The sequence below is a fragment of the Pseudomonas sp. MDT2-39-1 genome (genome assembly GCF_054898085.1).
In genome coordinates, this window is the sequence record NZ_CM142716.1 from 1 (window position 1) to 25776 (window position 25776).

31 protein-coding genes and 3 pseudogenes are annotated in these 25776 nt (G+C 51.9%); 27 read left to right on the forward strand and 7 right to left on the reverse strand.

The features are described 5' to 3' along the window. Positions 1 to 192 precede the first annotated feature (192 nt). Positions 193 to 1434 carry an S-type pyocin domain-containing protein gene (locus ACYZTM_RS00005; protein ID WP_461989256.1) on the forward strand — a complete coding sequence of 414 codons (1242 nt, stop codon included), beginning with the start codon at positions 193 to 195 and terminating at the stop codon, positions 1432 to 1434. Positions 1435 to 1442: 8 nt separating this feature from the next. Continuing rightward, positions 1443 to 1697, forward strand: a complete 255-nt coding sequence (locus tag ACYZTM_RS00010) for a bacteriocin immunity protein (RefSeq protein WP_461986225.1) — start codon at positions 1443 to 1445, stop codon at positions 1695 to 1697. Positions 1698 to 1793: 96 nt separating this feature from the next. Here ACYZTM_RS00010 and ACYZTM_RS00015 read toward each other — a convergent pair whose 3' ends face one another. The 3 genes from ACYZTM_RS00015 to ACYZTM_RS00025 form a co-directional block, all read right to left on the reverse strand. Further along, on the reverse strand, positions 1794 to 2099 hold the full coding sequence (locus ACYZTM_RS00015; RefSeq protein ID WP_282378387.1) for a hypothetical protein: 306 nt from the start codon (positions 2097 to 2099) through the stop codon (positions 1794 to 1796). Positions 2100 to 3114: 1015 nt separating this feature from the next. Then, positions 3115 to 3522 (reverse strand): hypothetical protein, encoded by a 408-nt coding sequence (locus ACYZTM_RS00020; RefSeq protein ID WP_458556023.1) that lies wholly within the window; start codon positions 3520 to 3522, stop codon positions 3115 to 3117. Positions 3523 to 3736: 214 nt separating this feature from the next. Beyond that, entirely contained in the window at positions 3737 to 3940 is a 204-nt protein-coding gene (locus ACYZTM_RS00025) for a hypothetical protein (RefSeq protein ID WP_080520536.1), read from the reverse strand. A 138-nt stretch (positions 3941 to 4078) separates the two neighbouring features. Between ACYZTM_RS00025 and ACYZTM_RS00030 the strand changes: the two genes are divergently transcribed. The 14 genes and pseudogenes from ACYZTM_RS00030 (at position 4079) to ACYZTM_RS00095 (ending at position 14693) form a co-directional block, all read left to right on the forward strand. Further along, positions 4079 to 5368 carry a phage/plasmid replication protein, II/X family gene (locus tag ACYZTM_RS00030; RefSeq protein WP_458556022.1) on the forward strand — a complete coding sequence of 430 codons (1290 nt, stop codon included), beginning with the start codon at positions 4079 to 4081 and terminating at the stop codon, positions 5366 to 5368. A gap of 260 nt (positions 5369 to 5628) precedes the next feature. Then, on the forward strand, positions 5629 to 5961 hold the full coding sequence (locus ACYZTM_RS00035; RefSeq protein WP_458556021.1) for a DNA-binding protein: 333 nt from the start codon (positions 5629 to 5631) through the stop codon (positions 5959 to 5961). A gap of 11 nt (positions 5962 to 5972) precedes the next feature. Then, on the forward strand, positions 5973 to 6197 hold the full coding sequence (locus ACYZTM_RS00040; protein WP_458556020.1) for a hypothetical protein: 225 nt from the start codon (positions 5973 to 5975) through the stop codon (positions 6195 to 6197). A gap of 9 nt (positions 6198 to 6206) precedes the next feature. Beyond that, a complete protein-coding gene (locus ACYZTM_RS00045; protein ID WP_458556019.1) occupies positions 6207 to 6434 on the forward strand; it encodes a hypothetical protein in 228 nt (75 codons plus the stop codon). Positions 6435 to 6571: 137 nt separating this feature from the next. Then, on the forward strand, positions 6572 to 7870 hold the full coding sequence (locus ACYZTM_RS00050; protein WP_461986229.1) for a hypothetical protein: 1299 nt from the start codon (positions 6572 to 6574) through the stop codon (positions 7868 to 7870). 9 nt (positions 7871 to 7879) lie between these two features. Beyond that, on the forward strand, positions 7880 to 8167 hold the full coding sequence (locus ACYZTM_RS00055; RefSeq protein WP_461986231.1) for a DUF2523 family protein: 288 nt from the start codon (positions 7880 to 7882) through the stop codon (positions 8165 to 8167). Beyond that, entirely contained in the window at positions 8167 to 9258 is a 1092-nt protein-coding gene (locus tag ACYZTM_RS00060) for a zonular occludens toxin domain-containing protein (protein ID WP_461986233.1), read from the forward strand. The genes ACYZTM_RS00055 and ACYZTM_RS00060 overlap by 1 nt, the downstream gene beginning before the upstream one ends. Positions 9259 to 9286: 28 nt before the next feature. Next, positions 9287 to 10534: a type IV pilus secretin PilQ gene (locus ACYZTM_RS00065; RefSeq protein WP_461986235.1), complete on the forward strand. Its 1248-nt coding sequence runs from the start codon at positions 9287 to 9289 to the stop codon at positions 10532 to 10534. A 10-nt stretch (positions 10535 to 10544) separates the two neighbouring features. Next, positions 10545 to 10769 carry a hypothetical protein gene (locus ACYZTM_RS00070; RefSeq protein WP_461986237.1) on the forward strand — a complete coding sequence of 75 codons (225 nt, stop codon included), beginning with the start codon at positions 10545 to 10547 and terminating at the stop codon, positions 10767 to 10769. Between the two features lie 175 nt (positions 10770 to 10944). Further along, entirely contained in the window at positions 10945 to 11490 is a 546-nt protein-coding gene (locus ACYZTM_RS00075; RefSeq protein ID WP_461986239.1) for a hypothetical protein, read from the forward strand. A 1117-nt stretch (positions 11491 to 12607) separates the two neighbouring features. Continuing rightward, complete coding sequence (locus ACYZTM_RS00080; RefSeq protein WP_461986241.1) at positions 12608 to 13906, forward strand: tyrosine-type recombinase/integrase; 1299 nt, start codon at positions 12608 to 12610, stop codon at positions 13904 to 13906. 14 nt (positions 13907 to 13920) lie between these two features. Continuing rightward, positions 13921 to 14061, forward strand: a complete 141-nt coding sequence (locus ACYZTM_RS00085; RefSeq protein ID WP_461989258.1) for a DUF7693 family protein — start codon at positions 13921 to 13923, stop codon at positions 14059 to 14061. A gap of 111 nt (positions 14062 to 14172) precedes the next feature. Next, a pseudogene (locus ACYZTM_RS00090) lies at positions 14173 to 14280 on the forward strand (AbrB/MazE/SpoVT family DNA-binding domain-containing protein); the annotation flags it as partial. Positions 14281 to 14282: 2 nt separating this feature from the next. Continuing rightward, positions 14283 to 14693 carry a hypothetical protein gene (locus tag ACYZTM_RS00095; protein ID WP_461986243.1) on the forward strand — a complete coding sequence of 137 codons (411 nt, stop codon included), beginning with the start codon at positions 14283 to 14285 and terminating at the stop codon, positions 14691 to 14693. Between the two features lie 57 nt (positions 14694 to 14750). On the opposite strand, the gene parS is transcribed toward ACYZTM_RS00095, so the two are convergent. Next, complete coding sequence (gene parS / locus ACYZTM_RS00100; RefSeq protein WP_461986245.1) at positions 14751 to 15212, reverse strand: type II RES/Xre toxin-antitoxin system antitoxin; 462 nt, start codon at positions 15210 to 15212, stop codon at positions 14751 to 14753. A 228-nt stretch (positions 15213 to 15440) separates the two neighbouring features. Here parS and ACYZTM_RS00105 point away from each other — a divergent pair, with 228 nt between their 5' ends. The 5 genes and pseudogenes from ACYZTM_RS00105 (at position 15441) to ACYZTM_RS00125 (ending at position 18495) form a co-directional block, all read left to right on the forward strand. Continuing rightward, positions 15441 to 16304 carry a Fic family protein gene (locus ACYZTM_RS00105; RefSeq protein ID WP_461986247.1) on the forward strand — a complete coding sequence of 288 codons (864 nt, stop codon included), beginning with the start codon at positions 15441 to 15443 and terminating at the stop codon, positions 16302 to 16304. 490 nt (positions 16305 to 16794) lie between these two features. Beyond that, a complete protein-coding gene (locus tag ACYZTM_RS00110; protein ID WP_461986249.1) occupies positions 16795 to 17490 on the forward strand; it encodes a hypothetical protein in 696 nt (231 codons plus the stop codon). Positions 17491 to 17553: 63 nt separating this feature from the next. Beyond that, positions 17554 to 17763, forward strand: a complete 210-nt coding sequence (locus ACYZTM_RS00115) for a hypothetical protein (RefSeq protein ID WP_461986251.1) — start codon at positions 17554 to 17556, stop codon at positions 17761 to 17763. A gap of 95 nt (positions 17764 to 17858) precedes the next feature. Further along, positions 17859 to 18170: pseudogene (locus tag ACYZTM_RS00120) on the forward strand (DUF7693 family protein). Between the two features lie 97 nt (positions 18171 to 18267). Continuing rightward, a complete protein-coding gene (locus tag ACYZTM_RS00125) occupies positions 18268 to 18495 on the forward strand; it encodes an AbrB/MazE/SpoVT family DNA-binding domain-containing protein (protein WP_461986253.1) in 228 nt (75 codons plus the stop codon). 237 nt (positions 18496 to 18732) lie between these two features. Here the strand turns inward: ACYZTM_RS00125 and ACYZTM_RS00130 are convergent, their stop codons facing one another. The 3 genes from ACYZTM_RS00130 to ACYZTM_RS00140 all read right to left on the reverse strand — a co-directional run bounded on the left by ACYZTM_RS00130 (position 18733) and on the right by ACYZTM_RS00140 (position 21710). Beyond that, positions 18733 to 20052: an ABC1 kinase family protein gene (locus ACYZTM_RS00130; protein ID WP_461986255.1), complete on the reverse strand. Its 1320-nt coding sequence runs from the start codon at positions 20050 to 20052 to the stop codon at positions 18733 to 18735. Then, positions 20049 to 20513 (reverse strand): DUF3429 domain-containing protein, encoded by a 465-nt coding sequence (locus tag ACYZTM_RS00135; RefSeq protein ID WP_461986257.1) that lies wholly within the window; start codon positions 20511 to 20513, stop codon positions 20049 to 20051. Before ACYZTM_RS00135 ends, ACYZTM_RS00130 begins: the two co-directional genes overlap by 4 nt. A 699-nt stretch (positions 20514 to 21212) precedes the next feature. Beyond that, on the reverse strand, positions 21213 to 21710 hold the full coding sequence (locus ACYZTM_RS00140; protein WP_461986259.1) for a Rieske 2Fe-2S domain-containing protein: 498 nt from the start codon (positions 21708 to 21710) through the stop codon (positions 21213 to 21215). A 208-nt stretch (positions 21711 to 21918) separates the two neighbouring features. Between ACYZTM_RS00140 and ACYZTM_RS00145 the strand changes: the two are divergent. From ACYZTM_RS00145 to ACYZTM_RS00170, 6 genes and pseudogenes are all read left to right on the forward strand, one after another. Further along, a pseudogene (locus ACYZTM_RS00145) lies at positions 21919 to 22219 on the forward strand (thiol-disulfide oxidoreductase DCC family protein). A gap of 154 nt (positions 22220 to 22373) precedes the next feature. Further along, positions 22374 to 22934, forward strand: a complete 561-nt coding sequence (gene folE, locus ACYZTM_RS00150; protein ID WP_461986261.1) for a GTP cyclohydrolase I FolE — start codon at positions 22374 to 22376, stop codon at positions 22932 to 22934. A gap of 35 nt (positions 22935 to 22969) precedes the next feature. Next, on the forward strand, positions 22970 to 23680 hold the full coding sequence (locus ACYZTM_RS00155; RefSeq protein ID WP_461986263.1) for a Rossmann-fold NAD(P)-binding domain-containing protein: 711 nt from the start codon (positions 22970 to 22972) through the stop codon (positions 23678 to 23680). Positions 23681 to 23694: 14 nt separating this feature from the next. Next, entirely contained in the window at positions 23695 to 24000 is a 306-nt protein-coding gene (locus ACYZTM_RS00160) for a DUF6482 family protein (RefSeq protein ID WP_461986265.1), read from the forward strand. Positions 24001 to 24025: 25 nt separating this feature from the next. After that, positions 24026 to 25564, forward strand: coding sequence for a cryptochrome/photolyase family protein (locus tag ACYZTM_RS00165; RefSeq protein WP_461986267.1), 1539 nt, complete (start codon positions 24026 to 24028; stop codon positions 25562 to 25564). Then, positions 25561 to 25686 carry a DUF2256 domain-containing protein gene (locus tag ACYZTM_RS00170; protein ID WP_461986269.1) on the forward strand — a complete coding sequence of 42 codons (126 nt, stop codon included), beginning with the start codon at positions 25561 to 25563 and terminating at the stop codon, positions 25684 to 25686. The genes ACYZTM_RS00165 and ACYZTM_RS00170 overlap by 4 nt, the downstream gene beginning before the upstream one ends. Positions 25687 to 25776: the final 90 nt, after the last annotated feature.

Genomic DNA, 25776 nt, shown 5'->3' on the forward strand with positions numbered 1-25776 from the left:
TTGGGCTGACTGGAATACTACTGCTTTGCTTTTTGGCCTCCTTGTATGGAGGCTTTTTTGTATACGAAACAAGGATGTCTTATGGCAAGTAATCAAGGCCCCGGGCCAGCGCCGAACGTCTTACGACCGGCATTAAAGAATGGTCCACCCAAACGCGCGCCGGATGCTCCAGTAGCTCAAACTCGCGAATACATGCCGCCTCCAAAGCCCGCCTCTCTGGAAAAGCCGGAACCTGCCGGGTGTTCGTTTACCAAACCTTGCAAGCTGCCTGATGGCTCCATTAATTACGTCAGTCCATCTGGGGCCATTCCCACCGATGCGGTCAAAGAGTATGGCGAGTTTGCCTTGCTCGGCGGTCGTCAAACGGATGCCTTGGGCAACATCCAGCTTAAGAAAATCAGCGGTAATGCCTTACCTACTGCACTGGGAACCCTCTTACTGGGCGGGTCGGCTCTTGCCTCTGCCGGTGCATCCTGTGGCGGTCTTTGCACCGCTGGAGCGGCCGTTGCTGCGGGTACAGGGACTGCTGCAACCGGTGCGGGGACTGGAGCAGGTGTAGTCACGGCAGGTGTTGCTGCCGGTGCCTTGGCCGGTGTGGTTGCACTGCTCTGGCCATCAAGCCTCGGTGATAGCAGTCTGTACACCGACGAACAGCTTAAGTCGCTCAAGGAAGGCCGCACACGTGTTCGGTTGCATATCGAGCAACAAGCCGATGGCACTCTGAAAGGTTACGGTTACAACACTCAGAAGCGCCGCGATTGGGAGATGATTCCTGTCGTGCAATTCATTGCCCAGGGCGAACAGCAGGTGGCTGATTTTGGTGATGGTGTCACCCTGATTTGGACACCTGCCGCCAATCCCTCAGACACGCTAGGAATTCCCGCGCTTGAGGCTGCTCCGCAAGCCCCGCAGATCTGGATTTACCCACCGACAGAACAAGCTGACACGATGATCGTTAACCCGATTCATCCTCCTGATTACAAGGATTTTATCCTCATTTTTCCGGCTGGCTCGGGCATAAAACCGCTCTACATCGTGATGAACGTGCGCCTCGATCCGGGGACAGTGACAGGGCAGGGGCAGGACGTTTCGGGGATCTGGTTAGCCGGTGCAGGGGCTGGGCTTGGTGCACCGATTCCGACTCGTATTGCCGATCAGCTCCGTGGCAAAAATTTCAGTAGTTTTGATGCGTTCAGGAAGGCATTTTGGATTGCGGTAGCTAATGACTCTGAGTTAAGTCAGCAGTTCAGCTCACGCAACCTGTCCGGCATGGCGAAAGGCTTGGCTCCCGCAGCACCGAAAAGTGAGCATGCAGGAAAGCGAATCGCATTCGAGTTGCACCACGTAGAATTAATCAAAGACGGTGGTGCTGTGTACGATGCCGACAATCTGCGAGCTGTTACGCCAAGACGTCATATCGACATACATAGATGAGGTGAGTAATGGAATTTAAGAGTGATCTTGCCGACTACACAGAGCAGGAGTTCAAAGCCCTGATTGACGCTATTGACGATGCTGGAACGGAAGAGGATCGCGGGGAGTTGGTGGAACACTTCAACAAGGTCGTGCCGCACCCTGCGGGTAGCGACTTGCTGTTCTACCCAGAAGATGGCCTAGATGACTCGCCGGACGGCGTAGTACAAACAATCAAAAGCTACTGCCTTTCCAATGGTCTGCCCAGCTTCAAAGACGCCTGACTGCAGAGCATTAAGTCCTACTGGCTCGACAGCTTAGGATTTCCGTAGCGATTTCCGATAACTGATCGTTATCGGAAATTTGCGGAAGCCTGAACCTTAGTCCCTGCGTTTTCCTACAACAACCGCCCCTCGGGTAAGGGAAAAACCTACATCGCCGACATAGTTGCCATTGCTCTGCTTGCAATGCTCCGAGGTCCCCATTGCGACCGGGATAACGTTCACCACGTCATAGCCCTGGTCATCGAAGCTGTTGTAGGTTTCCTCCAAGGTTTGCGCGAAAAGGTCAAAGTTTACAGATCGAGGGTCGTAAACCTTTTTGATTTTGTTTCCGAAAAGACCCGCCGCTTTTTCTTCTGAATCGACCGGGCTGTAGAACCAGGTGGTGATAAATTTCTTCGACATCAATGACTCCTTTGACTCATGAGTAAGTGTTCTTCATTGAACACCTGGGATTCTGTCACAGCTTTTTCGCGTCCGCGAAAAACCTGCTGGCTTTTTGCCCATCAGGGAAGGATTCCGGCTATGCCTTTCATCATGACTTTCCGAATCGGAAACTCTCTCTGATACCTCGCAGTTTCGCGCCCGCGAAACTTTTCGCCTTGCCTTGGCTACGACCAATCAGGGAAGGATTCCGGCTAACCCCCTCGGCGTAAGTTTCCGAATCGGAAACTGGCCCTGTAACCCCGCAGTTTCGCGTCCGCGAAACTTTTCGTCCGGCCTCGGTGACTACCAATCAGGGAAGGATTCCGGCTAGGTCTTCGGCGAGAGTTTCCGAATCGGAAACTTCACCTGGTAACCAGTATTTTCGCGCCCGCGAAAACTTTCGCTTGGCCTCGGTTGTGATCAATCAGGGAAGGATTCCGGCTGAGTCTCCGCATAAGTTTCCGAATCGGAAACTTCCCGCCTGAGCCTGAGGATGGTTTTCACCGTGGAGGCCATCGTTTTCGCGTACGCGAAAATCACCTTCGGCCGCGTTGATTACTCCCCTAAATGTACATTTTAGGGAGTAATTCTTTTGAGCTGGCAGGGACATCGGCCTATGCTTTTTCAGCGTGAAAACCAGCCATTTTCGCGTACGCGAAAAAACATCCTTCAAGCTGAGCACTGTGAATCAGGCGTTCCTCGACTGCCCGAAGGGCATTAGGCGCCATGGTTTTTCACAGTGAAAAGGAGCTCTTTCCGCGCCGATACCCGGCAACGCCGGCCGGTATTCAGGCAAAGAAAAACCCCCAGCGATCGTTAAGTCACTGAGGGTTTATTCGCGGACTAGTTTTACCAGGTCACGAGGAAGGCACTTCGCGCATTGTTTAACCAAGCTTTTATGCACGTAACCTACTGCGAAGCCTCCGCGGATCCATGACGGGCAGCGCCGCATTTGGACAGGTCCCGGTAGGTCCGATTCTCTAGCGACTAGCTATTAAAAGTCGTGAGCGTCATGCCAAGCTTCGATTAGCTCTTCCCGGCCGAGCTTACGTGCAGCTTCTGCATAGGCATCTAGGAATCCAGCGTCTTCCATCCAATTTTCTGGTCGCCCCACGATCTTCCTTCCGTACGTCGTGAGAATGACGATCTGATTATCGATTTCGTCGTCCAACGTTTTTGCTTTAGACATGCCCGTTTCAATGATCAGGGTGGTGAGCATTTCGACCTGGCTAATGGCCTCTGCTTCTGCCAACCGCCAGAGTATGGCGACCAATCCTTCTGCGATGTCATCTAGCATTTCATCAGACAATCCTTGAGGCGTGTTATTACGAACTGCCCGTGCCTGCTTGGCTTTCGCTTTGGCGCGCTTAGCCCGTTTGGCCTGCTTTTTATCTGATGCCATTGTTACTTCCTTAGAGGGGCTTTCAGCGGCTTGAACAGCCGCTTAGCTTGGGGTTCCGCGAGGTTAACGCATTGAAACTGCGTTAAAAACCCCATTTTCGCGGACGCGAAAAAAGCTGGATAACCAGCTCAGATCGAGGCGAAGGAGGGGAGAGAACGGGCACTCCCTGCGCAGCAGGGTCCACTATCTCTAATGGTGGACTCTTGTCTAACGGTTAGACTTTTACTGGTGGCTTCCCATCATCCTGCTCGATGTAGATTTCTCCATCGGCATTCATTTTTACCTTGTCCAAAACCCTGTCCAACAAGATGTTAATGATCTCTGACTTTTTGGTCAGTTTCTTGCGTTTCAGGGTGAATTCTACTTCCTTCTTCTCCAGCCGCTCCCAGCGTTCCTGATCGATTCTGACGGTGCTCATCGCGTTTCCTGTATGCCGGTGCCAATCACGTAAGCGCTGATTCTTGCTCAACAGTTGCGTGTATACAAGTTGCGTATTGACACGTTACTTGTCACTCGCATACGATTGCCTGAATTGTGATTTGTTGCGTGTATACAAGTGCTAGATCGAATCCACCTCTTTGTGCCGTTCAAGCTTGAGCACATCACCTTACTGGGTGTTGATGGTCGAGTTGATCCTGTGCACCTGGTCGATATCGAGTCTTTAGGCATTCCTCTTCAAGCTCAAATCACCGTCGACGAGGAGGGCAACAAACACGCCGATTACCTGCGCCATGCTTGGGAATCTTTGGGGACTGGTTTCACCCCGATGGCCATGAAAGTTTTCCACGAAAGCATGGGGAAACGTCTGATGCCGGGTGTTGAACTGAAAGCTTCTCCCGCAAAGCTGATGCAAGGGCACAACGTTTTTGGCCCGACTTGCATTGAGAAGGGCGCTCTGACAATGCTCAAGTGGCTTGCAGGCACGTACCCCAAACTTTTTGAAATGCTCGCGGTAGACAGCTGTGAGGTCTACGACATCGATTGCACTTACTCCAGTCGATTGCCCGATGAGCGCACAGCGCGCCAAGCAATTCAGGCCATTCGTGGCGTTTCCAACGGCCAAATGAAGGGTAGGGGAGACGACTACGAGACAACGGCTTATTTCGGCGCCAAAGACTCTCGCTTGAGACGGTTGAAGATTTACCTCAAACATCCCGAGTTCATGAAGCAGTTGGAGGACGCAAAGAAAGCCGGTCGCGGCGATTTGTCCGCTGCAAGGACTGTAAAAGTCCTCAGCAATCCAGACCTACAGGCGTGGTCAGAAAACCTGCTTCGTCTTGAAGTAACAGTTGCAAAGCGATGGTTCAACCGTCGCGGAATTTCAAATTTACTTAATGACCTGATTCGTCATCAGCAAGCGCTGTCAGAGCAGGGCATTTGTTTTATTCAGTGGTGTTGGGAGCAAGTGACTAAAGACCTTTTTGCGGCCTTTGAGGGAATCCAGATGCGAGTTATTAACGATGAAAAAGTGCTGGCCGCACTTCTTGAAAAACACACTAAACAAGGCAAAGGCCGTTACACCAAGGAAAAAATGGTTGCTGGAATCTTGGTTCCGCCAATCTTTGTCCCTGGTAAAACCTCTGACGCATACGCTCGTAGCCTTTTCCGTACGTACCGTAGTTTGAAAGATTACGGCTGGGAAGAAACCCAGGCGTCGATGAATCGGGCCAGTTTTTACAACCACATCAGAGACATCTGTGAATGTGGAATTTCAAAGGCCGCTTTGCAGAAACTCAAAGTGTCGGACCAGCAAAATAACGTTGTCCCGATTCTTCGATTTGTGCAGGTCGACTTCAATGGCCAGCGCCCGGGCTGGTACGTAGAACCTACTGTCGAGGCAGCATGATGGAACGGTCAAAGTATCTAATCCTGCGTAGCACTGTTGAACTTGAAGTGATCGATCAGCTCGGCGTCACCGCCGAGTCGAACGCCTTGATCAATTCGATCATGCGCCACTTCCTTTCGTTTTCATGCGCCGAAGTCGTCCAGAGAAATAAAGGACGCCTTGCTCTGCGTAGTTTTCGTCGAGATCCAAACGCCCAAATTCCTGGCTGGGCATATCGTGAACCGGGCACTCGCCCAAAATATAATCCTGTGAGGTAAACCATGTTGACTCTAACCGGCCTGTGCCACGGTTTTCATACTGACAACCGTACTGTCGGCCAAAACACTTTCACCGAGAACCTCATTCTGCTTGAGGTTCAGGACGTCAACCAGTATGGCCTTCCGGAAGTAAAGACGCTCAAAGTGAAACTCTCCAAGAAAAACATGGAGCTGGGACTCAACAACGTCTGGAACCAATATAAAGGCAAGGCCGTATCTGTTCCTGTTTTCGTAGCTGCATGGGCATCTAAAGCCGGTAATGCGGGTTTTGATTTCTACCTCTCCGGCGATGGCAAACCGCAGAACTTTGAAATCACTCCATCCAAGGCTTCATAGCGGTAAACCAAATGTCCGATTTTGTTCGCTGCACTGGCGAGCTAAGAACTGAGGGTGGTTACCCTCAGTGTTCGGGATCTTGGGAGACTGTTCAAGTTCAGCCTCCTTTTGATCCATCCCAGCTTGACCCCATCGTCTTAGGGCAAGCATTCGGTGCCGGATTCACCTTGATTGCAACCTTCATGGTTATGGCAATGGGCATTCGCGCATTTTTAAGTTTCATCAAACAAAGTTGAGGTTTCATCATGTTCAAAAAGGCAAGCAATAAAGTTCTCGCTGTTGTAGCACTCACTTCGGTTGTCTCGGCAAATGCTTTCGCAGCCGAAGGTGCTGTAGCTTGGGATTACACCAAACTGACCTCTGGTATCGACTTCTCGCAAATCGGTGTCGGTGTTCTTGCTGTCGCCGCTTTGTTGGCTGCTGTTTATGCCGGTATCAAAGGTGCAAAAATCGTTCTGGCCTTCCTGCGCTAAGAACAAAAACCACAGACACAAAGGGCTCTTCATTGAGCCCTTTTTCATATGGGCAGCCCTCATGGATCAGTTATATACATTTTCCTTTTTTATAATAGGTGCATCCTGCGCATATGCCGTCTTCTGGGGTTGGTAACATGCGGGAAATTATTTTCAAGCTTGTTGTGTGTGCCTACTTAGTCGCTATTGTGTGTTTTTCAACTTTCAGCAAGGCTGCTGATGCGGACAAATACAGCTGTGAAAATTATGTAGCCCAAGGATGGTGCTCAAACTCAAACTACATCTATTCCAGCGCTCAAGCTGCAGCTGATGTAGTGATCAAAGCCTATATTGCCCAGCAAATGAAAGACTACTCTGATATCACATACACCTTCGGCGCTTGTGAGGTCTACGCCGGAATGGATATGTATCGGCAGTGCATCGCACAGCTTGTGTTCTACAAGCTAGATAAGGAGGGCAAGTCGTCTATTTTCCTGAAGCAGCCTTTACCGATCCTCATCAACAAGCAGCAGGTTGAAGAAGTAGTTTGCAATGACACCGCAGAACTAAAAGGAAGTCTCGGCAGCGTTATAGTCTCGGGCGCAAAGAAATACGTATTATCCAGAAACCCCGGCGATAATATCTGCACCAATAACTGCAAGTACAACTCGCCAAAATCCGTGGACTGCTACTTGGTAACAGGAAAGACAAACGAAGGATTTTGCAACTTTGAGTACAAAGCTGAGCTTGATTCAAATGGCAAAAAGCAATCTTGCGAATCAGACCCCGCACTTGAAGAGGGAGATGAAGGCGACCCCCTCGATGGTAAAGAGGTACCCCCGCAAACGCCTGATCCAGGTGGAGAGGAGGGTGGTGAAGGAGATGGTTCAGGAACCGGTAACGGCACTGGTGACGACTCAGGCACGGGCACTGGTGATGGCTCCGGAAGTGGCTCTGGTAGCGGCTCCGGCGATGGCTCGGGCACAGGTAGCGGCACTGGCTCTGGAAGTGGAGGAACAGGCGGCACCGGTGGAGAAACAGGATCTGGCGGTAACACAGGCGGTGGTACAAGCCCTGGAGGATCTACCGGTGGAGATGGGTCGTCAGGTGGTCCTGACGGCAATGGTTCCGATGGCGGTACCGAGGAAAGCTTCAAATCACCAGGTGATTTAGACCTCAATGGTAAGAATGACCAGCGAGGCGCAGAAGTTAAGAAGCAGTTCTCTGATTTTAAAAGTGATATCGACTCCAGTAGGACTTTTGAATCCCTCAACAAAGCCTTTAGCGGAAGTAGTCACTCTAGTGCGGCTTGTCCGACCGGCTCTGTATTTCTATTCGGCCAGAATATAGTTTTCGATTCGCACTGTGACTTGTTTGCAATGATCGCGCCCATCTTAAGGATGGTTTTTATAGCCGTGTGGATGCTGTTCGCTGCACGCATTGTATTGTCTGCTTGAGGAATTGGAATGCTCTCTAGTTTTGCTACATGGCTAAAAGGTATCTTTGAGCAATTGGCACAATTTGCCATCGACACTGTATTTCTAGTCTTGGGTTGGATTTGGTCCGCCTTCATCGCTTTACTTGATACGCTAGGTGTCGCAGAACAAGTTGAGGGGGCCGCTCATGCCTTCGACTCTATACCGGATTCTGTCTGGTACTTTATGAATATGTTTGAGATTCAATTCGGCCTAGGTCTGATTATGTCTGCCTATGGCGTGCGCTTCTTTATTCGTCGCCTTCCAGTGGTGGGCTAATGGCCATTCATGCTTATGTAGGCAAACCGGGTCATGGCAAAAGCTACGGTGTTGTTGAACGTGTCGTTATCCCATCTTTAAAGCAGGGTAGACATGTAGTAACTAATATCCCTCTTAACTCGGATGACTTGCTGGCTGATTTTGGCGGCACCATTAAACAGCTTCCAGAGGATTGGTTTGAGATAGATGATCTATCCGAGTACGTGACTAGCGGCTGCGTTCTTATTCTCGATGAGTGCTGGAGGCGTTGGCCATGTGGTGAGAAAGCCAATACCGCAAATCCTTATGATAAATCTTTGCTAGCTGAGCACCGGCACAGGGTAGACGCGAACAACAACTCAATGCGCATTGTGATGGTTACGCAAGACCTTTCACAAATTGCGAGCTGGGCTAGAACGCTGATTGAAACAACGTTTAGAGTGGTAAAAATCTCTAAAAAAGTTTACCGCGTAGATGCTTACACGGGTGTTGTAACAGGCGATAAGCCGCCGCGCAGTAAAATCATCCGGCAAATCCCGGGTGTATTCAGCAGTAAGATTCAAGGCTATTACCGTTCAGCCACACTATCTGCTACCGGAGAAGTTGGTGATGAATCTGTGGCAGATAAGAGTGGATCATTTCTTAGGTCGTATGGTCTTTGGTCATTGATTGCACTTGTCGTGATATGTCTTGTTGTCGGTATTCTTGGATTGAAGACGTTCTTTAAAACCACTCAAGCACCTCCGCCGTTACCACTGCCACAAGTTGACAAGGTTGCGAAAAAGGCGATCCCAAATAAAATTCCGGTTCCTCCGCCAATACAATATTCACAAACATGGAGGCTCAGCGGATTTGTTCACATGTATGTCCCTGACCCTCAAGCTAAAACTGACCCTTCAACCGCCATCTTAGTAGACAAGGCTGGACGCACTCGGTATGTCGCATTCTCGGAGTGTCGTTATTTTTCTGATTTCAATGAGGTTTACTGTGACATTGAAGGTGAGCGAATAACAACCTGGACATCTCAAAGTTCCAGCCTAGTCATGCCTCCAATCATAGGAGGCTTTGGCGGTGGAACTGCTCAGCGTAGCGCAAGCAGTCCATCCGGCTAAGTCTCCTTAATTTATTGACGGTATCTATATGCAATATTTTCGTGCCTTTGTTATGTTTATTTCGCTGTCCTTTTCCCTGTCTGCATTTGCGGAAACGGACAACAAAATGACGTTTGATTTTGACGCAATCAATACCAGTGCAGCCCTACAGCTCATCGCTGATTTTGCTGGGTTGAATCTGGTGAGTGCCGATGATATTACCGGCACTGTTACCATGCGGATGAAAGGGGTTTCTTGGCAGGACGCATTAGAGTACGTCGCCAAAACAAAGAGCCTCAACTACCACATTGATAGTGGTGTTCTGTATGTGTCGCACGGTGCCGATTACTTCCAAAGCGCTGAAGAATCTGTAGTGCCTGAATATAAAAACTCTATTTTTAAAGTCAGGCACATACTTGCCTCAGAAGCCATTAAGGGCTTTCCGGTACTCTCTGAGTCAGGAAAACAAGAATCCCTCACGTCAAATGATGCATCCTCTATTGTCGTGGCTCGTATGTCCGCGGAGAGGCTTGAAGAGCTTGGTCTATATCTCAGTGCTGTTGATTTTCCTCGTGCCCAGGTGATGATCGAAGCTCGCATCGTTGAGGTGGATCGGTCTTTCTCTCAGGAGCTTGGTGTTAATTGGTCGGGAACCGCTCGCCCTGGTAATTTCACAGCAACTGGCTCAACCAATTTTGTTGATATGGGTAGCCAGATTTCTAATGCAGGTATTGGTTTTGTTTCAAGCGCGCTGATTCTGGATTTGGAGTTGGCAGCGATGGAGAAGGGTGGTTACGGAAAAGTTATCTCACGTCCTCGAGTATTTGCCTCTGACAGGCAGCAAGCTCGCATCGTTAAAGGGTCTGAGGTTCCTTACCAGCAAGCCGCCGGTGATGGAGCAACCTCTGTGTCCTTTAAAGAGGCCGCGCTTTCCCTTGATGTAACACCTTCGATTGATGAAACCGGCGTCTTACTGGACGTAAAATTAGCCAAGGATGAGCCTGATTTTTCCAATGCCATCAATGGTGTTCCGCCGATCAAAACAGCGTCGCTGACTTCTAAGGTTCGCGTTCGTTTAGGTTCAACGATTGCTCTGGGTGGGGTTTATTCAAATACCGAGCACGTCCAAGAGCACCGAGTGCCGGGACTGGCTTCGATTCCTTACTTGGGTCGGATTTTCCGTTACAGCACGAAATCGAGCGGTACATCCGAGCTGATTCTTTTCATCACACCGACGTTGATTCCTGCTATTGACGTGGCCCAGGTACAGGACTTAAGAAGTAGACAACCCCAATAGGCCGACGCCAATGACCAGCAAAAAGCCGCTTAAACCGTTCGATCCAGCTATGCACCTGGACAACGAAAACGTCATTCGTGAGTACCTGGAGCTAGCCCGCAATGATCCAGATCCGCAGGTTTATCAGCAGGCTTTGGAAAACGTCGCAAAGGCAGAAGAAGCCGCGTGGTTGAATGCGCCGGCTGTTGGACGTGAGCTTGAAGGGTGGCCATCGAAGGATTCAGGAAAGCTTTAGCATATAACTAAAATAAACAAGCATTTAGTGTAGTTATAACTATATAGCATCAAAAGAGTAGGGTAGCTCATCAGATGAGCTAGGGGTAGCTCATCCTTGAACGCTATCTTCCAAAAATGGACGATATCGCTCAAGGTGAGAAAATCAGCATCTGCCAATAAGGGAAAAAACATCAATGAATCATTTCCCAGGCTGGATGCTGGAAAGCGCGCACAGCTACCTAAAAGCAGCGGAGCTGCTGGATGCGCAACATCTACCGCACGTAGCGCAAGTCAATGCAGCGATCGGTATGGAGATCCTGCTAAAGAGCTTTATTTCGATTCCTGACCAGCACCAGGGAACCACTGGTGAAACCTACGACCTTGATAAGGATGCCATCAAGGCGGCTCACAAACGCCTTCAGGACTCGGGGAAAACCGATCGTAACAAACGTCTTGATGGGCATGATTTGCTGACGTTGTTTCATGCCGTTCCTGAACAGATCCGGTGCAGCCTGGCACTGGACAGCCAAGAAGATTGCTTTGAGAAATACCGACGCGTGTTCACCAACAGCCGGTATCCATACGAGTCCACCAGCGCAAAATTTTCTGACCCGATTCTGATGAGGATGCTGCGGTGGACGCTGGCCAACGTGGTTGGATATCACAAAGAGCGCGGATCGCAGGATGCATTCATTGTGAGTTACATCGCCAAGCAGCAAGCTGGACCAGGTGATGCGTAAGAGGCAGTGCCTGCCTTCAAATCTGACCACCAGAGCCCCCCAGACCTCTATAGGACGCTTCGCATAATGTATATTATGTTAAACGATGTGTCTGTGCGGAACTTCCTATGCTTGTGCATGTTTCCAGGTACAACTGGATTCGGCCCCATCAATTCAACGGTGGTGAGGCAATCGCGAAATGACGAGATTTTTCTTAGATAAACCATTAACCAATTGATTTACATAGATATTACGAAAAATGTAGTGCTGGCCTCACCATCGATTGCTACGTAATCATGAGACTGCCATGTATCCTAGATTTTGCCTGTAAGTCTATATTTACGAGGGCTTCAGCAGATTTCATCATTTTTGTTGTTAGCTTAGAGTTTATCAATTAATCGTGAGACAGCTTCGCTTAACCCTGCTTGCATAACCGAGATAAAAACCAATAGATACAATGGGTTAGATATGTTTAACGAAATCGCGAGACATAGCCTGCAGTGTTTTTTGTGAAGATTTGACGAGATAAATCTAGGCTCCGACCGCTCTGATGGCGTAGGAAGAGTTTTGCGCCATACCAGCGCTAGGGTGCCGAAGATCAAGCCTGACTTGGCCTAGTAGATCTACCCCAAAATACTTTTTGGAAAAAATGGGCTGAGAACTGCTCTGCACTAGACCCCATGTGGTGCTGCGGATCTGACTTTCCGGACACAAAATCGTGAGATTTCACCAGTGGATTTACACCCCTGACTACCCGCCACCCAGTAATTCCAGTCATTAGCGAGGGTGTGACGTTTTCACGATATTTTACCGTGACTACAGCAAGTAACGAAATCACGAGACTTAAAAGGATGTATTCGCAGGTGCCTCCTTTCTTAAAAGGCGTCCGGACGGATGTCTGTAAAATAAACGGGAGATTTGTAGAGACATTTAACGAAACATTGAGATAAGTTCAGATGTTCGGCGCAGCCAGGATCTACAGTTGCGCGATAGAAATGAGCGCGATACCATCGGGCCTTCTTAAATCCCAGTTTCATGAGAAGAGAGGCCGATTATGAAAAATAGGCCTATTACTTCCGATTACTGCTATAACTGGAAGTTTCTCAATAGCACTAACTAACGTCTATGGTAGTCATGAATGTCTCGCTCGCCGAAGCCCTTGTTTGATACGTACGAGTCCTTCCTTGATCAGGACTTCAGTTATAGTGAGGCCCTCACCCCGTGTGTTAAAGCCTACCTTGCCACATTTTCCGCGGCGCTAGAGGCTCCGCGCGGCTACCTAGCCGTGCGCTCGTTCCTGCGGGCCTTTTCTGACAATGCTCAGACCTTCAGCTCGTATCGCATCAATATTGAGCGGTTGCTGCTGTGGTCATTGTTGATTAACGAGAAGCCGCTGAATCAACTTAAGCGCCAGGACGCCCAGGATTATTTGAATTTTTGTCGTAATCCACCTCGAGACTGGATTGGGCCTGTGACGCGTAGTCGTTTCTTGAAAAATAATAATCCGCTGACTGGGCTCGGAGATCCTGTTATCCCTAATCCTAACTGGCGCCCATTCAACATTAAATCCTCGAAGCCACGTATTGGTTCTGACCATCAAGAGCAAGGAATAAGCGAGAGTCTATATAGCGCAGCTAACGGCACGATAAATCAAGTTTTCTCGATTTGCAGTCGCTTCTTTGAATTTATGGTTGAGGATGGTTATTCAGCGGCAAATCCTTTCCGAATGATCAAAAAGTCTGGCCGTTATAGCGATGATATTCAAGATGAAGGCGTTACGCGTGCATTGACGCCGCTACAATGGAACTACGTGCTTGAAACGGCTGAAAAGCTGGCTGTTTCCGAACCTGCTAGGCATGAGCGAACACTGTTTATACTTTCAACATTGTTTTCCATGTATCTACGCGTGTCTGATGTTGTCGGGCGACAAAACTGGAAGCCCTCTATGGGTGACTTCCGCCAGGATCCTGAGGGCAACTGGTGGTATCACACCGTTGGCAAAGGGAACAAGGTCGGAAAGGTTGCCGTCAGGGATGAATATATCAATCTATATTTGAAGCGATATCGTCGATTCTTGGGGCTGCCCGAACTTCCTGAGATCGGCGAAACCACACCTTTGATCAAGACCCTCAGAGGACGTTCTGGTCTGTCAGATCGACAGGTACGCGCCCTCCTCCAAGTTGTCTTCGACAAAGCTTTTGAAAGTATGCGAATCGAGGGTCGTGCGGTTCACGAGATGGAAAGCTTGAAGGTCGCTTCTTTGCACTGGCTGCGTCATACCTCTGCGACCTTCGACGCGCCCTTGCGGAACGCCAAAGACCTGCAGGTCGATCTGCGGCATAGCAATCTCAGCACTACCCAAAACACGTATTACCATTCTCACGACCAGGAACGTGCCCACTCGATCAAGCGCCTAGGCTTACGCGATCGTGGTTAGGCGAGTTCATGCCCATGGAGATCGAAGGCTGGCAACTCCCGCTCTTCAATGACGGTATCACCTTCGACTACTGCGAGTACTGCAGGTCGCCTGATGGCCGAGTCGGACACTTGAACTCCGACAACGTGACGGAGCTAATACTGTCGACCTATTGAATGCATAGGAGCGTGAACAGCTCGAATGTTCGCTCGCCGCGCTCTGAGCAGTTACGCAAAAGCACGTTACTATTGCCAACTCAAAGCAATGGAGACCTACAAGTGAGAAAGCTGATAGAAGAATTTTTCGACAACACCTGCTGTCTTGTTCTCTCAAAAACTCTTCAAATCGCGGATCGAATAGACAAACTCACTGATACCTGGAACAGCGGACAATAAAAATGACTGACGCGAATCGTCTTTGGCAGCGCGAACGCAAACGGCGCTACGCTCTGTGGGATTTGGAAAGGCTGCAGCCTGGATCTGAGCAAGCGAAACCGTACCTCGCTGTTCTTGATGAAATTGATCGCCAAGATCGTGATGACCCCATTGGTGATGCAGTCGCCATGTTGGTTGAGGAGCTACGAGAATCTGTTCCAGAAACCGAGATCGAGGGAGTCAGCGGATCCCACTTCGTCGTCGTGCTTGACGAGCACATACCAGAACCGTGGAAGACGCGTTTCGAAGAAGCGAGCACTGGGTCTACTCGATTGCGGCAAGGCTGTTATGCGACAGATTGGCGCCGTTTTTTACGACTATGGACAGCCGAGATGCAGCACCTCGCGGCGCACAGAGATGCGTTAAGAACCTGATGGGGTGTATTCGTGAGTATCATTTGCCAGAGGATCAATTAGTCCGCCTGACGGATCTCACACAAGAACGCCCTTCTCCAGCCGGCAGATAATATCGAAGACAGCGTTCGTCTCCACTCTCGTCCCCAGCATGTCGAGTGGACACCTCGATCCGAGTCCTCGAACCGGTGAGCTCATCCATTCCGTTGCTGCGGTCTTATCGTTTTCGAAGAGGCAGAGTGCGTCCTCAAAAACAGCTACCAATGCAACGAGGCGGTCGCTTTCTATGGCGTTAAACCGTCCTGCTTTCGCCCTACGAGCCAACGTTGTTGGTGAAATGCAAATAGCTTTGGAGATACCCCCTCGCTGCACCTGCAGAGCGCTCGCTATCCGCTCGAGGTATTCGAAAGGCAGTCCTTCGCGAACTAGGTTATGAAGCCTGGTGTCGCGTGACGGCAGCCCGATGGTCATCCAAATGCTCGGTGGGATCTGGGGCCCTGGTTGGTATTCCTTGATCGATGACAGCACTTTCACCTCCATCTGAAAAACCTACCACCAAGCCGGGCCAGGTGGCCCGAACCAGCGACATCTCCATTGCCCGCTGCGCAGGATCTGTCAGCCCCAAGAAGACGTGATTCGATAGATAGTGAGTTCCTCCTAGCCTGTGAGCTTTCGTGACTTCCACAAAATGCTATGCACCGCTTCGCTCGTTCCGAAATCTACACTTGTTGCATGACAAGCGCCTCAAGCACGGATAGTGTCAGCGCCATGAATGTCTCAAACCCTGCCCTCCCCGACTCGATTCCTCCATCAATGCTGGTGAGCGCAGACTTGCTTGTAAAGAAGTCAGCCTTCCTGGCCGGCATGGTCGCACCTGAAACCGCAGCGTGCTTGAGCAGCCTTTTAATGGACTCTGACGCCCATTATTCAAGGATAATCGACGGCTACCACACAGAGCCAGAAGCTCTGAAGAATGCACTGAACTCAGCGAACCAGCAGTCCACGCTGGAGAAGGTACCAGAGCTTCGCCGACGTATCGTAGCGGCGCTAGCCCACCACTATCGCCTTCTACAAACTCCAGCTGGGAATGGGGTTGTGGCGAGAATGATCGCTCACCAGCATTTGGCTCAGCTCCAGTTACATCCGCAACTCTGGTCACTTTCTTGCGGCTTGGCCCGTAGGCGAGAGGAGTATCACGCTGCCCTGGACACGACTGAGAGTACTCGAGATGTTCAGCTTGCTGGTGGTGTACAGCGATCTGACAAAGCCCTTCTCGGCTTCATTGAGTTCATGCTTGATGTCTGCCATGAGGAGGTGGACTACATGACTGCAGCCCTGAGTCGTTCCAAACTTCGTGAATCTGTTACGCATACGTTCCACACAAACTCTCGCTTAACAGAGGCCGGAATCAGAGCAGAAATTGCACCAGCTTTTATAGCGCTGCTGATCCAAGGCGCGCTTCCTCGTTCTGAGTTCGTGACCTTTACCGGACTTCAGCCTGACATCGCAAACGATCAGCTCAACGGGTTGATTGACGTCGGTGTCGTCGTGAGCTCGCCATCTGACCTCCTCACACTTGAGGTTGCCTTACCAGACTGGTTTGTAAGAGAGCTCCTTCCGGATCTGTATTAGAGTTGGTACCTCTGATCGCCAAGATGCAACCTGGCAGATACTGCGTCGAGCCGGGCCATGAGGCCCGAAGCAGCGACATTTGGAAAATGCCTCTACACGCCACCTACGGCTCAGCCGCTCCCCCGCATAGATGAGCGCGTTGCACTGTCATAAATTGTCTCATCTGAAACCCGCCCCATTCTTGAAATCGTCTTGTTTTGTCGGTACTTGTAGGACACTAATGTCATGCACGGAAAGCAACTATGCACGCAAGATTCAGAGTGATTGAAACCACCACACTGAACGATGGCAGCAAGCGATATCGAGTTGTTGATCTCGTAGAGGGCGGTTCAGCCAGCAAGCATGGCGTGTTCAAAGCTAGGACAGAGGCAGACACTGTTTGCTCGACATTGAATGCTCAACATCCGAGGCACTTGGAAGTGCGTGGTGCTGCACCGCATTGCACCTACTGAGCCAGTGCAACTGATATTGCTATAGGGAGCGCTGCCAAGTGGGAGATCTGATTGGTGAGTTGGATGGTCAGCTCCTTGATGGCTTGGAGTTTTGTGCCAAAGCCTATGCATTGTTCGAGGCGCTGAGAACGGAACCTGGTGGAATTGAGCGCCTACGACTGAGGACGGCCAAGGTCGAAAAGCTTCTCTTGGATGAAGTTTTTCCAATCTGCCGCTATATCCAGACCTACTACAGGCCCGGACGCTACATTTCCGTTCGCTGGATCAGCGGAAGCCAGTCCTACGATGCTGAGCTAGTCCAGTCCGGGGACTATATAAATCTCGGGTACTACGAGCAAAATGCCTTTCTCGAAACCACTAGCGCAATGCACCCAAACGAGCATTGGACATGGAAGCTCTTAAACCAAGGAGAAACTACGTTTGCGCCCGAAGGAGTCGATGCAAAGAGAGGAACACCTCTAACGTCAGAATCAGTGGTTTTCACCAACTCCGAGCATGTGCTTGGATTCGCTCTTTTTGTCGTTTCTGCTATCAGAAAAAAAATGGACATTCCGTACCCAGAAAATACGTCGCTAGTCGTTCAGTGCCATCTGAATAACTTGTACGTGCCAACCGAATGGCAATTGCTCGTTTCTGAGGTCGAGCGTGCAGTCGTCGCAACGCCATTTTGCGAGGTGCTTCTGATCGATAGTCTTACGCAGCGCGCAACTCCATTGGCATTGCAGTCACTTTGATTCAAGTCTTCCTATCTTCAGATTTTCCCCTGCTACGCTCTCCTCTTCCACGGAGGAATCGCGATGCCAAATTCAGACCTGCTCCCTTCCCTGCTATTCAAGATCAATCAAAACCAGCTCGCCCTTGAGGCCGCGATCATGGAGCTGACGCTGTGGGTCGAGCAGCGCGGATCAGCGGAGGTCGCTGGGAATGTTCGTGGCGCTTTGGACACAATCAGCGAGAACGAAGAGTTCATCAACATGACGTTAGCTGTGCTCATGACGCCTGAGTGAGTAGTCTCTTGGAAGGCTAGCCGGGCCTCGTAGGCCCGAAGGAGCGACCTTCTCGTTAATGTCACATCACCTCACAGCTTAGCTATGGGCAAACGATGACTCGAGCGCTAAATGATTTGAACACAGCCTCCCCGCTCCTCGCCCGCGAGATCTGCCAGGTGCTGGAGGACGTAGCGCTCGGCACTCGCATCATGATGCGAGCCTCCATCCAGTCCTGGAGTGAGACCTATCACGGCCTTATGCCCGTGTAAATTGATGGCTGGCGACTCACACTCTTCAATGACTGTGACACCTTGGACTACTGCGAGTACGGCAGGTCGCCAGATGGCAGAGTCGGGACACTTGAACGCCGGCAGCGCGACGGAGCTGAACCTGTTGACCTATTGAGTGCCTGGGAGCGTGAATAGCTCGAACGTTTGCTCGCTGCGCTCTAAGCCTACACGCGAAAGCACGTTACCATTGCCGACGCAGAGACAATGGAGACCACACGTGAGAAAGCCACCTATGAAAATCATCATCGAAGAATGGGATGGTGACGGTGCGATTCGAATTCCGGACGAAGCGCTGCAGGAGCTGGAGCTGGATGTCGGCGACTCTGTGTATCTGATAGAAGAATTTGTCGGCAACACGCGCTGTCTAGTCCTATCGAAAACGCCTCAGATTGCGGATCGCATAGACGAGCTGACTGAAGCCTGGGATAGCGGACGGCTTAGTAACGCCCCGGAGAAATGAGGCAGCTGCAATGCGTCACGGTGGGCCATATGTGGAGTGACTCGACCAGGGCATGTGAAGACTTTGGGTCGAGCCGGGCTTAAGCCCGAATGAGCGATAGCCGATGTAGCTATAGCTCCGCAGCCCAGCAAATCGCCAATTGAATCAGAGATCAGGTACTTGCGGGCCGAGAATTATGTAAAGGCCTGGTTAAGCGGTAGCGGTACCCAAGGCGAGCATTTATCGTCCATAAAGCGCTTAAATCACGTAAGGCTCGAACAGCCTCCGGACATTCACCCGCGCCTTCAGCTTCGCGGCCAACAGGTACAAACCTCCCACCTTGCGATGCAGAAACAGTACATCCACAGGTGGCGTGTGCCAGAAGTCGCGGTCGGCACCTAGTTCCCAACCGGTATCACGTAGGCGTACGGCCAGGTCAGACGTCGCAAAGTCATAGGCACCTTGATGCCTCAGTGGTTCGCAGGCCTGTGTAATGAGATCAATGAGCACCGCTCGGTGTTTGGGCAGCGTTTCAGGCTGAAAGTAGCCGACGTCCAGCGCGGCATTGGTGATGGCGGCACGGTCTTCATGCAGGCCTGCAATCAGCAAGCGGCGATAAGCCTCGGTAGTGTTGCGGTCATAAAGTCGCGTGGCGCCGAAGTCCAACAACACCATCCGGCCGGAGTCTTGCTGATAACGGTAATTGGCAAAGTTAGGGTCGGTCTGCACACACTGGAACTCGAACACCTCGCGCAGAAACAGGCCGAATAGCAACATGATGATCCGGTCGCGCTCTGCCTGGGGCGCGTGCTCTAGTGACTCCACCGCTACTCCGTCAACGAAGGACATCACCAAAATATTCGGCGTGCTGAACTGGGCATACGCACGAGGAACCAGAAAGTCAGGACTGTCGGCCAACAGTTGATCAAAGCGCCGTAAGTGCTCGGTTTCTTTCATGTAGTCCGCTTCATCCTGCAGCTGACGCTTGGCCTCTTGGAGCAATGGGGCGACGTCCATGCCCTTAGGCAGCATCCCGGACATGCGCAACAAGGTAGCAACGTTATCCACATCGTTCGAAATACTCTCGCGCACGCCAGGGTATTGCACCTTGATCGCCAGACGTTGGCCGTCCTTTCCTTTCGCAACATGAACCTGGCCGATGGACGCTGCCGCCAATGGCGTGAAGGAAAACCGTTCGAAGCGCCCTTCCCAGCCCTTGCCCCAGCTTTCGTTGAGGACTGCCACCAACTGGCTCATGGGCATAGAATGAGCGTCGCAACGCAGACGAGAAAGGATTTCGCTGAACTCGCGCGGCAACAAATCACCTGCATCCATCGATAACAACTGCCCAACCTTCATGGCGGCGCCACGCAGTTGCGACAGTTGCTCGACCACCCGATGCACATTACCCGAGGTCAACAGCAGTTCGCTGAGCGCCGGACGTTTGCCCTGAACCCACTGCCGAGCGCCTTCGGCTAGCATGCCGCCCGCGACGCCCGAGGCCAAACTGCCAAAACGCATCAACCGCGATAAGCGGCTGCCAGGCACGGGCAACGAGCCGGGCACACGAGGCTTCATGAATGAAGCGCCTCAACAATCGCGGCAAGCAGCAAGCAGACGCTCGCCACGAGGGTAAGCCGTAATCGCATCGGCAGGTACCAGGCGGGCAAGCTCGTAACCCGCAACAGCTGCCTGTCCTGCCGGAGGTGGACAACTAAGCCGACGACCAACAGCAAGCAACCCAGTGGCATTGGCAGTAACGTGGCAATCCAAGCAATAAGCGCAGGAATGACACTCCAGATGAACCGGTCGCTGCCCTGCTCGGCGCTCATGTCTTGCACGGTCATGGCGAAGCCCCAGTGTAAGGCGCCGACGAAGCTCAGGATGACTGCGCCATAGTTAACAAGCGCAATCGCAAACAACGGTCGATAGTCGAGAGAGAACGGGATCAGCAGCGCCAGAAAAATAAACGGCAACAGACCGCCATAACCCAGCAGGCTGACGTGCTTTGGCAGAGAGGTTGAAGGCGACACGTTCATTTGTATTCCTTGCAGTGAGCGACACTCAAGACTGTAGGCCCAAAAGCTCCGCTTGGCCGAGATATTGATGGCGATCCGAAGCTGGGGGCAGCGTAATGAGTCGCTTGGTAGAATTAGGTCATTGCCCCATACCTTTTCGGGCAAGCAGGCGACTGCATATGAGGAGCTTCGCATCCTTGAGATCAAGCTCAGTGCCTGCATTCACCAAGTCGACCGCACCCTACAAGCCTTCCAGTCTTCCAGTCTTCCAGTCTTCCAGCCTTCCAGCCTTCCAGCCTTCCAGCCTTCAGTTCTTCGTGAGCAGGTTTTTAAAGCGTTCCAATGCAATGAACAGATTCTTGAAACCAAAATTAATAGGAAAACCCCGCCAGCTGTGCTTTGCCTGGTCGTCCAAGGTTCCCTGCCCTGCGGCGAGTTTAAGATGTTTACAGGCCTCCCTTCAGCGGAGACAAAGCGCGAGGTCTGTAGTGGTCTAATGGAACCGGACAGGCTCGTGTGCGGTTAGCGTAAATTGGGACGTGCGCCGAGACGATGTAGACTCTCCAGCCATTCGGCAACTCGAGCCCCAGCGTCGTACACGGGCCGGACAGATGAAACCCCGGAACAGTGGCTCGCTTACAAACTCGCTGGAAGATTTGCGTCTTAGCAAGCCTGTGTGTAGGGCGCCGCATGATCATTTGTGCATGGCCGCTCCAAAGATCAGTTGTTACGTCGAACGACGTCGATTTCGGGGTGATCCCGATTGCCGAATGTGGAGCCATGTACAAACGATGCATGCGCAAAATCGAGGCCGTTTTTAATCACACGATTCCAACTTACCTCCCAATCGAAATGACCGGACACCACGCTTTCAGCTGAATCGACGATCCAGTCAAGCGTCGGTAGAGCTGGCCGTTCTGGCGCCAGTAGGTCACCCAAAAAATGCCAGATCCAGCCATAGCGCTCCAATTTCAGATACGCGTCGATCCGAGCCTTCGCCGGAATGCGCAGGTGCGGCCGTGCCGGAATGTGAGTGCAGATGCCATCCGCTCCAAAAAGCCAACCCTGATAGGGGCAATTCACGCTGTCGCCCACTTGGTTGCCGGCAGAGAGGGAGCCACCCCGATGAACGCAAATATCAGAAAGCAGATGTGCTTCCCTGACTGTCACGGAAGGCAACAAAACGCTGACCCAGTAACCGAACAGGTACCAGCCCATCAGACAATCGGGAGGAAGGAAGCACGATGTACCAGAGATTTTTGCGCATGAGTGGCAAATGACCAATGAGCATTGCATCAGGGACGTATCCGCTGACTTTGAACGCTGCCTGCCGTGAGTGGTTCATTTCACGGTAAAGGAATGACCGTGATTGTCAGGTCGTTTTTTTGGGCCTATCTTATACAAAACTTATACAAGACGATAATCAATGTACAACAAAGAGCATTGGCCACTGACGTTGTACTTTGACGGCAACTGTCCATTGTGTGCGCGTGAAATCAGGATCCTGCGCCGACACGCCGCAGAGAGCCGACTGCTGTTTGTTGACATAGACAGTCCTGAGTTCGACGCCAAAGCACTTGGTTTCACGTTCGAGCAAATGCCGTCCCCATTTGGCGTGGTTACCTCACCCGGATGGCCGCCGTCGATGTGTCGATAACCGTTGCGCGGTGCCGGAAGCAAAACCCACACGCGACGAGCTGCTCACCGTCAAAACAAAGCAGCTCTAGAACGCTTCGCTTTGGTATTGGGCTGACGAAGAACCTGATCCACAGTTGATCTCGCGATGCTCGTGTTATCTGCGTCAGATCGTGCGCAGCAGAAACGCCCCTACAGCCAAGGATTGCCGTCACATGAAGCGCAGCATGGCTGCGAGGAGTTTAAATGAACCCATCAATAGCCGAGCATTACCGTGAAATTCTCGTCGCTGTAGGCGAGAACCCTGAGCGTGAAGGACTGCTGGACACGCCCAAGCGCGCAGCCAAAGCGATGCAGTACCTGTGCAACGGCTACACGATGAATTTGGAGGAAGTCATCAACGGCGCACTGTTCGAATCGCTAAACGACGAAATGGTCATCGTGCGCGACATCGAACTGTATTCATTGTGCGAGCACCACATGCTGCCCTTCATCGGCAAAGCTCATGTCGCGTATATCCCCACAGGAAGGGTATTGGGCCTGTCCAAGGTCGCGCGAGTGGTCGATATGTTTGCCCGCCGCTTACAGATTCAGGAAAACCTCACCAAACAAATTGCCGACGCCCTTCAGCACATGACCGATGCCGCCGGTGTGGCTGTGGTTATTGAGGCAAAGCACATGTGCATGATGATGCGAGGCGTGGAGAAGCAAAACTCGGTGATGACCACATCGGTGATGCTGGGCGCTTTTCGCGATTCTTCCGCTACCCGTCACGAGTTCCTGCAACTGATAGGGCGACTCGGTTAGCGCCAATAGATCACGTCTGCCTGCGGAGAGGCTAAATGAACAGTTCCTTCAGGATGAACTCCCTTGGCGAGGGCTACCGTGCCTTGGTGATAGGCGCCAGTGGAGCGCTCGGCGCGGCGTTTTGTGAGTTGCTCAACGAAGATCCAAGATGCTCGGTTGTTCGTGAGCTGGGGCGCAACAGTGCTCCAGGATTGGATCTGGAAAAGCCCGACAGTATCGCCAGGGCGGCCGCAGAATTAGCTGAAGAAGCCCCGTACCAGTTGATTTTACATGCTGCCGGTCTGCTTCATCGCGAAGACATCAAGCCTGAAAAAAGTTACACCTCTATTGAAGCGGATGCGCTTCAGGCGATATTCCAAGTCAACACACTCGGGCCTGCACTGGTTTTGCGTCACTTCCTGCCCTTGCTTGACCCTCGTGGTGCGATGGCAGTGCTCTCCGCCAAGGTGGGCAGCATCGGTGATAACCGTTTGGGCGGCTGGTATGCATATCGCGCCTCCAAGGCAGCGTTGAACATGTTGATTAAAACGGCTGGGATCGAACTAGCACGAACACGCCCTCAGACCCGCTTGCTGACTCTTCATCCAGGTACGGTCATCTCGGGCCTGTCCCAGCCCTTTAAAGGCGCTTCTGCCGCCAGGCCCGCAAGCCTCGCTGCCCGCGAATTGTTATCACTGATTGACCGTTTGGCGCCTGCCGACAGCGGCAATTTCTTTGCTTATAACGGAGAACGCCTACCGTGGTAGGCAGGGAGTGAACCTTGAATCTGCAAGCGTTGACCGAACGGGCCGCGAATGGCGAAGTACGAGAGTTGGAGCTGCTGTCTCTGGAAGGCGGTTTTTATCTGGCGCGAGTCGGGCTGGATCAAGGCCAGTCCACACTGCTGGACGACGAAGCAAAACCTATTCGCCTTCGCTCCATCAATCACCTGCGTGAGTTGTTGCAGTTTGTCCCGCCATTCCCCTGCGTGCTTGTGCAGCAGTGCGTCCATGACGAGATGTGCGGTTCACGTGAAGAGCCCATTGGGTCGTTACGCATTCCTTTCTCGCTGACTGCGCCTTGGTGAGTCACCTTCCGTTGGACTCTGTGGAATGAATAAGACTCACCGACTATGCCTGGTCTTGGGCGACCAGTTGTCTTTTGACCTGGCCTCATTGAAGGGGCTGGACAGCGAGCGCGATACGGTTTTACTGGTCGAAGTGATGGAGGAAGCCAGTCATGTGCCCCATCACCCGCAAAAAATCGCACTGATCTTCAGTGCGATGCGTCATTTTGCTGAGGCGTTGAAGCAGTGCGGCATCCGCGTGCAATACGTCACGCTCGATGATCCGCACAATAGCGGATCGGTGCCGGGCGAATTACGGCGCTGGCAGTCACTGCTGCAACCGGATGAGCTGCACCTGACAGAATGCGGTGACTGGCGCCTGGAGCAGTCACTGAAAGATTGTGGCTTGGCGATCCAGTGGCATACCGATAGCCGTTTTCTCTGCACCCGACTCGAGTTTGCGTCCTGGGCCGAAGGCAAAAAGCAGCTGCGCATGGAGTTCTTCTACCGTGAGATGCGACGCAAGAGTGGCCTGTTGCTCAACGGCGACGGCAGCCCGGTCGGCGGCGCCTGGAACTTTGATGCCGAAAACCGCAAGGCGCTTCCCAAAGGCTCAAGAGCGCCCTCGCCCGTGCGCTTTTCGGCAGATGCGATTACCCAGGAGGTGCTGGCGCTGGTCGCAAAAAACTTCTCCGGCCACTATGGCGCCCTCGACACCTTTGACTACCCGGTCACCCACGCCGATGCCCAGGCGTTGTGGGACAACTTCCTCGATTGGGGCCTGGCAGCCTTCGGCGATTATCAAGATGCGATGGCTAACGATGAACCGTTCCTGTTTCATGCGCGGATCAGCGCCGCGCTGAATATTGGCCTGTTGGATCTGCGTCAATTGTGCAGCGACGTCGAGGCTGCGTATTGGGCGCACAACATTCCATTAAACGCCGCCGAAGGCTTTATCCGTCAACTCATCGGCTGGCGTGAGTATGTACGGGGCGTCTACTGGCTGAAAATGCCCGACTACGCCGGCGGCAATCTGTTTGGTAACAGCAGGCTGCTTCCAGAGTTCTATTGGACAGGCGACACCAAGATGAACTGCATGGGCCAGGCGGTCGGCCAAAGTTTGAAACATGCCTATGCCCACCACATCCAGCGGCTGATGGTGACCGGCAACTTTGCGCTGCTGGCCGGCATTGCGCCGAGCCAGATTTGCGACTGGTACCTGGCGATCTACATGGACGCGTTCGACTGGGTCGAACTGCCCAACACACTGGGCATGGTCATGCACGCCGATGGCGGTTACCTGGGCTCCAAGCCTTACTGCGCCAGTGGCCAATATATAAAGCGCATGTCTGACTACTGCCGTCACTGCGCGTACAAAGTCAGTGAAAGCACGACCGACGACGCCTGCCCTTTCAATTCGCTTTACTGGCATTTCCTGATGCGTCACGGCGACCTATTGCGCAGCAATCAGCGCATGGGCATGGTCTACAAGAACCTCGATCGGATGACTGAAGCCAAGCAGGAAGCGCTCTGGAAACGGGGCCAAAAACTGCTCGCCAAACTCGATGCAGGGGAGTCGTTTTGAAGAAGAGTGAACTGCCCGTAAAGGCGTGTGCGGTCTGCGGATTGCCTTTCGCCTGGCGCAAGAAGTCGGAATGCCGATATGCAGAAATGCAGAAATGCAGAAATGCAGAAATGCAGAAATGATATCTGCATCCAGAGAACCTTTAACAAAGCCTGGCTCCCTGGGTTTTTGTTGCCGAACTTAGCGATTAAATGAGCCTGAATATCCTATAA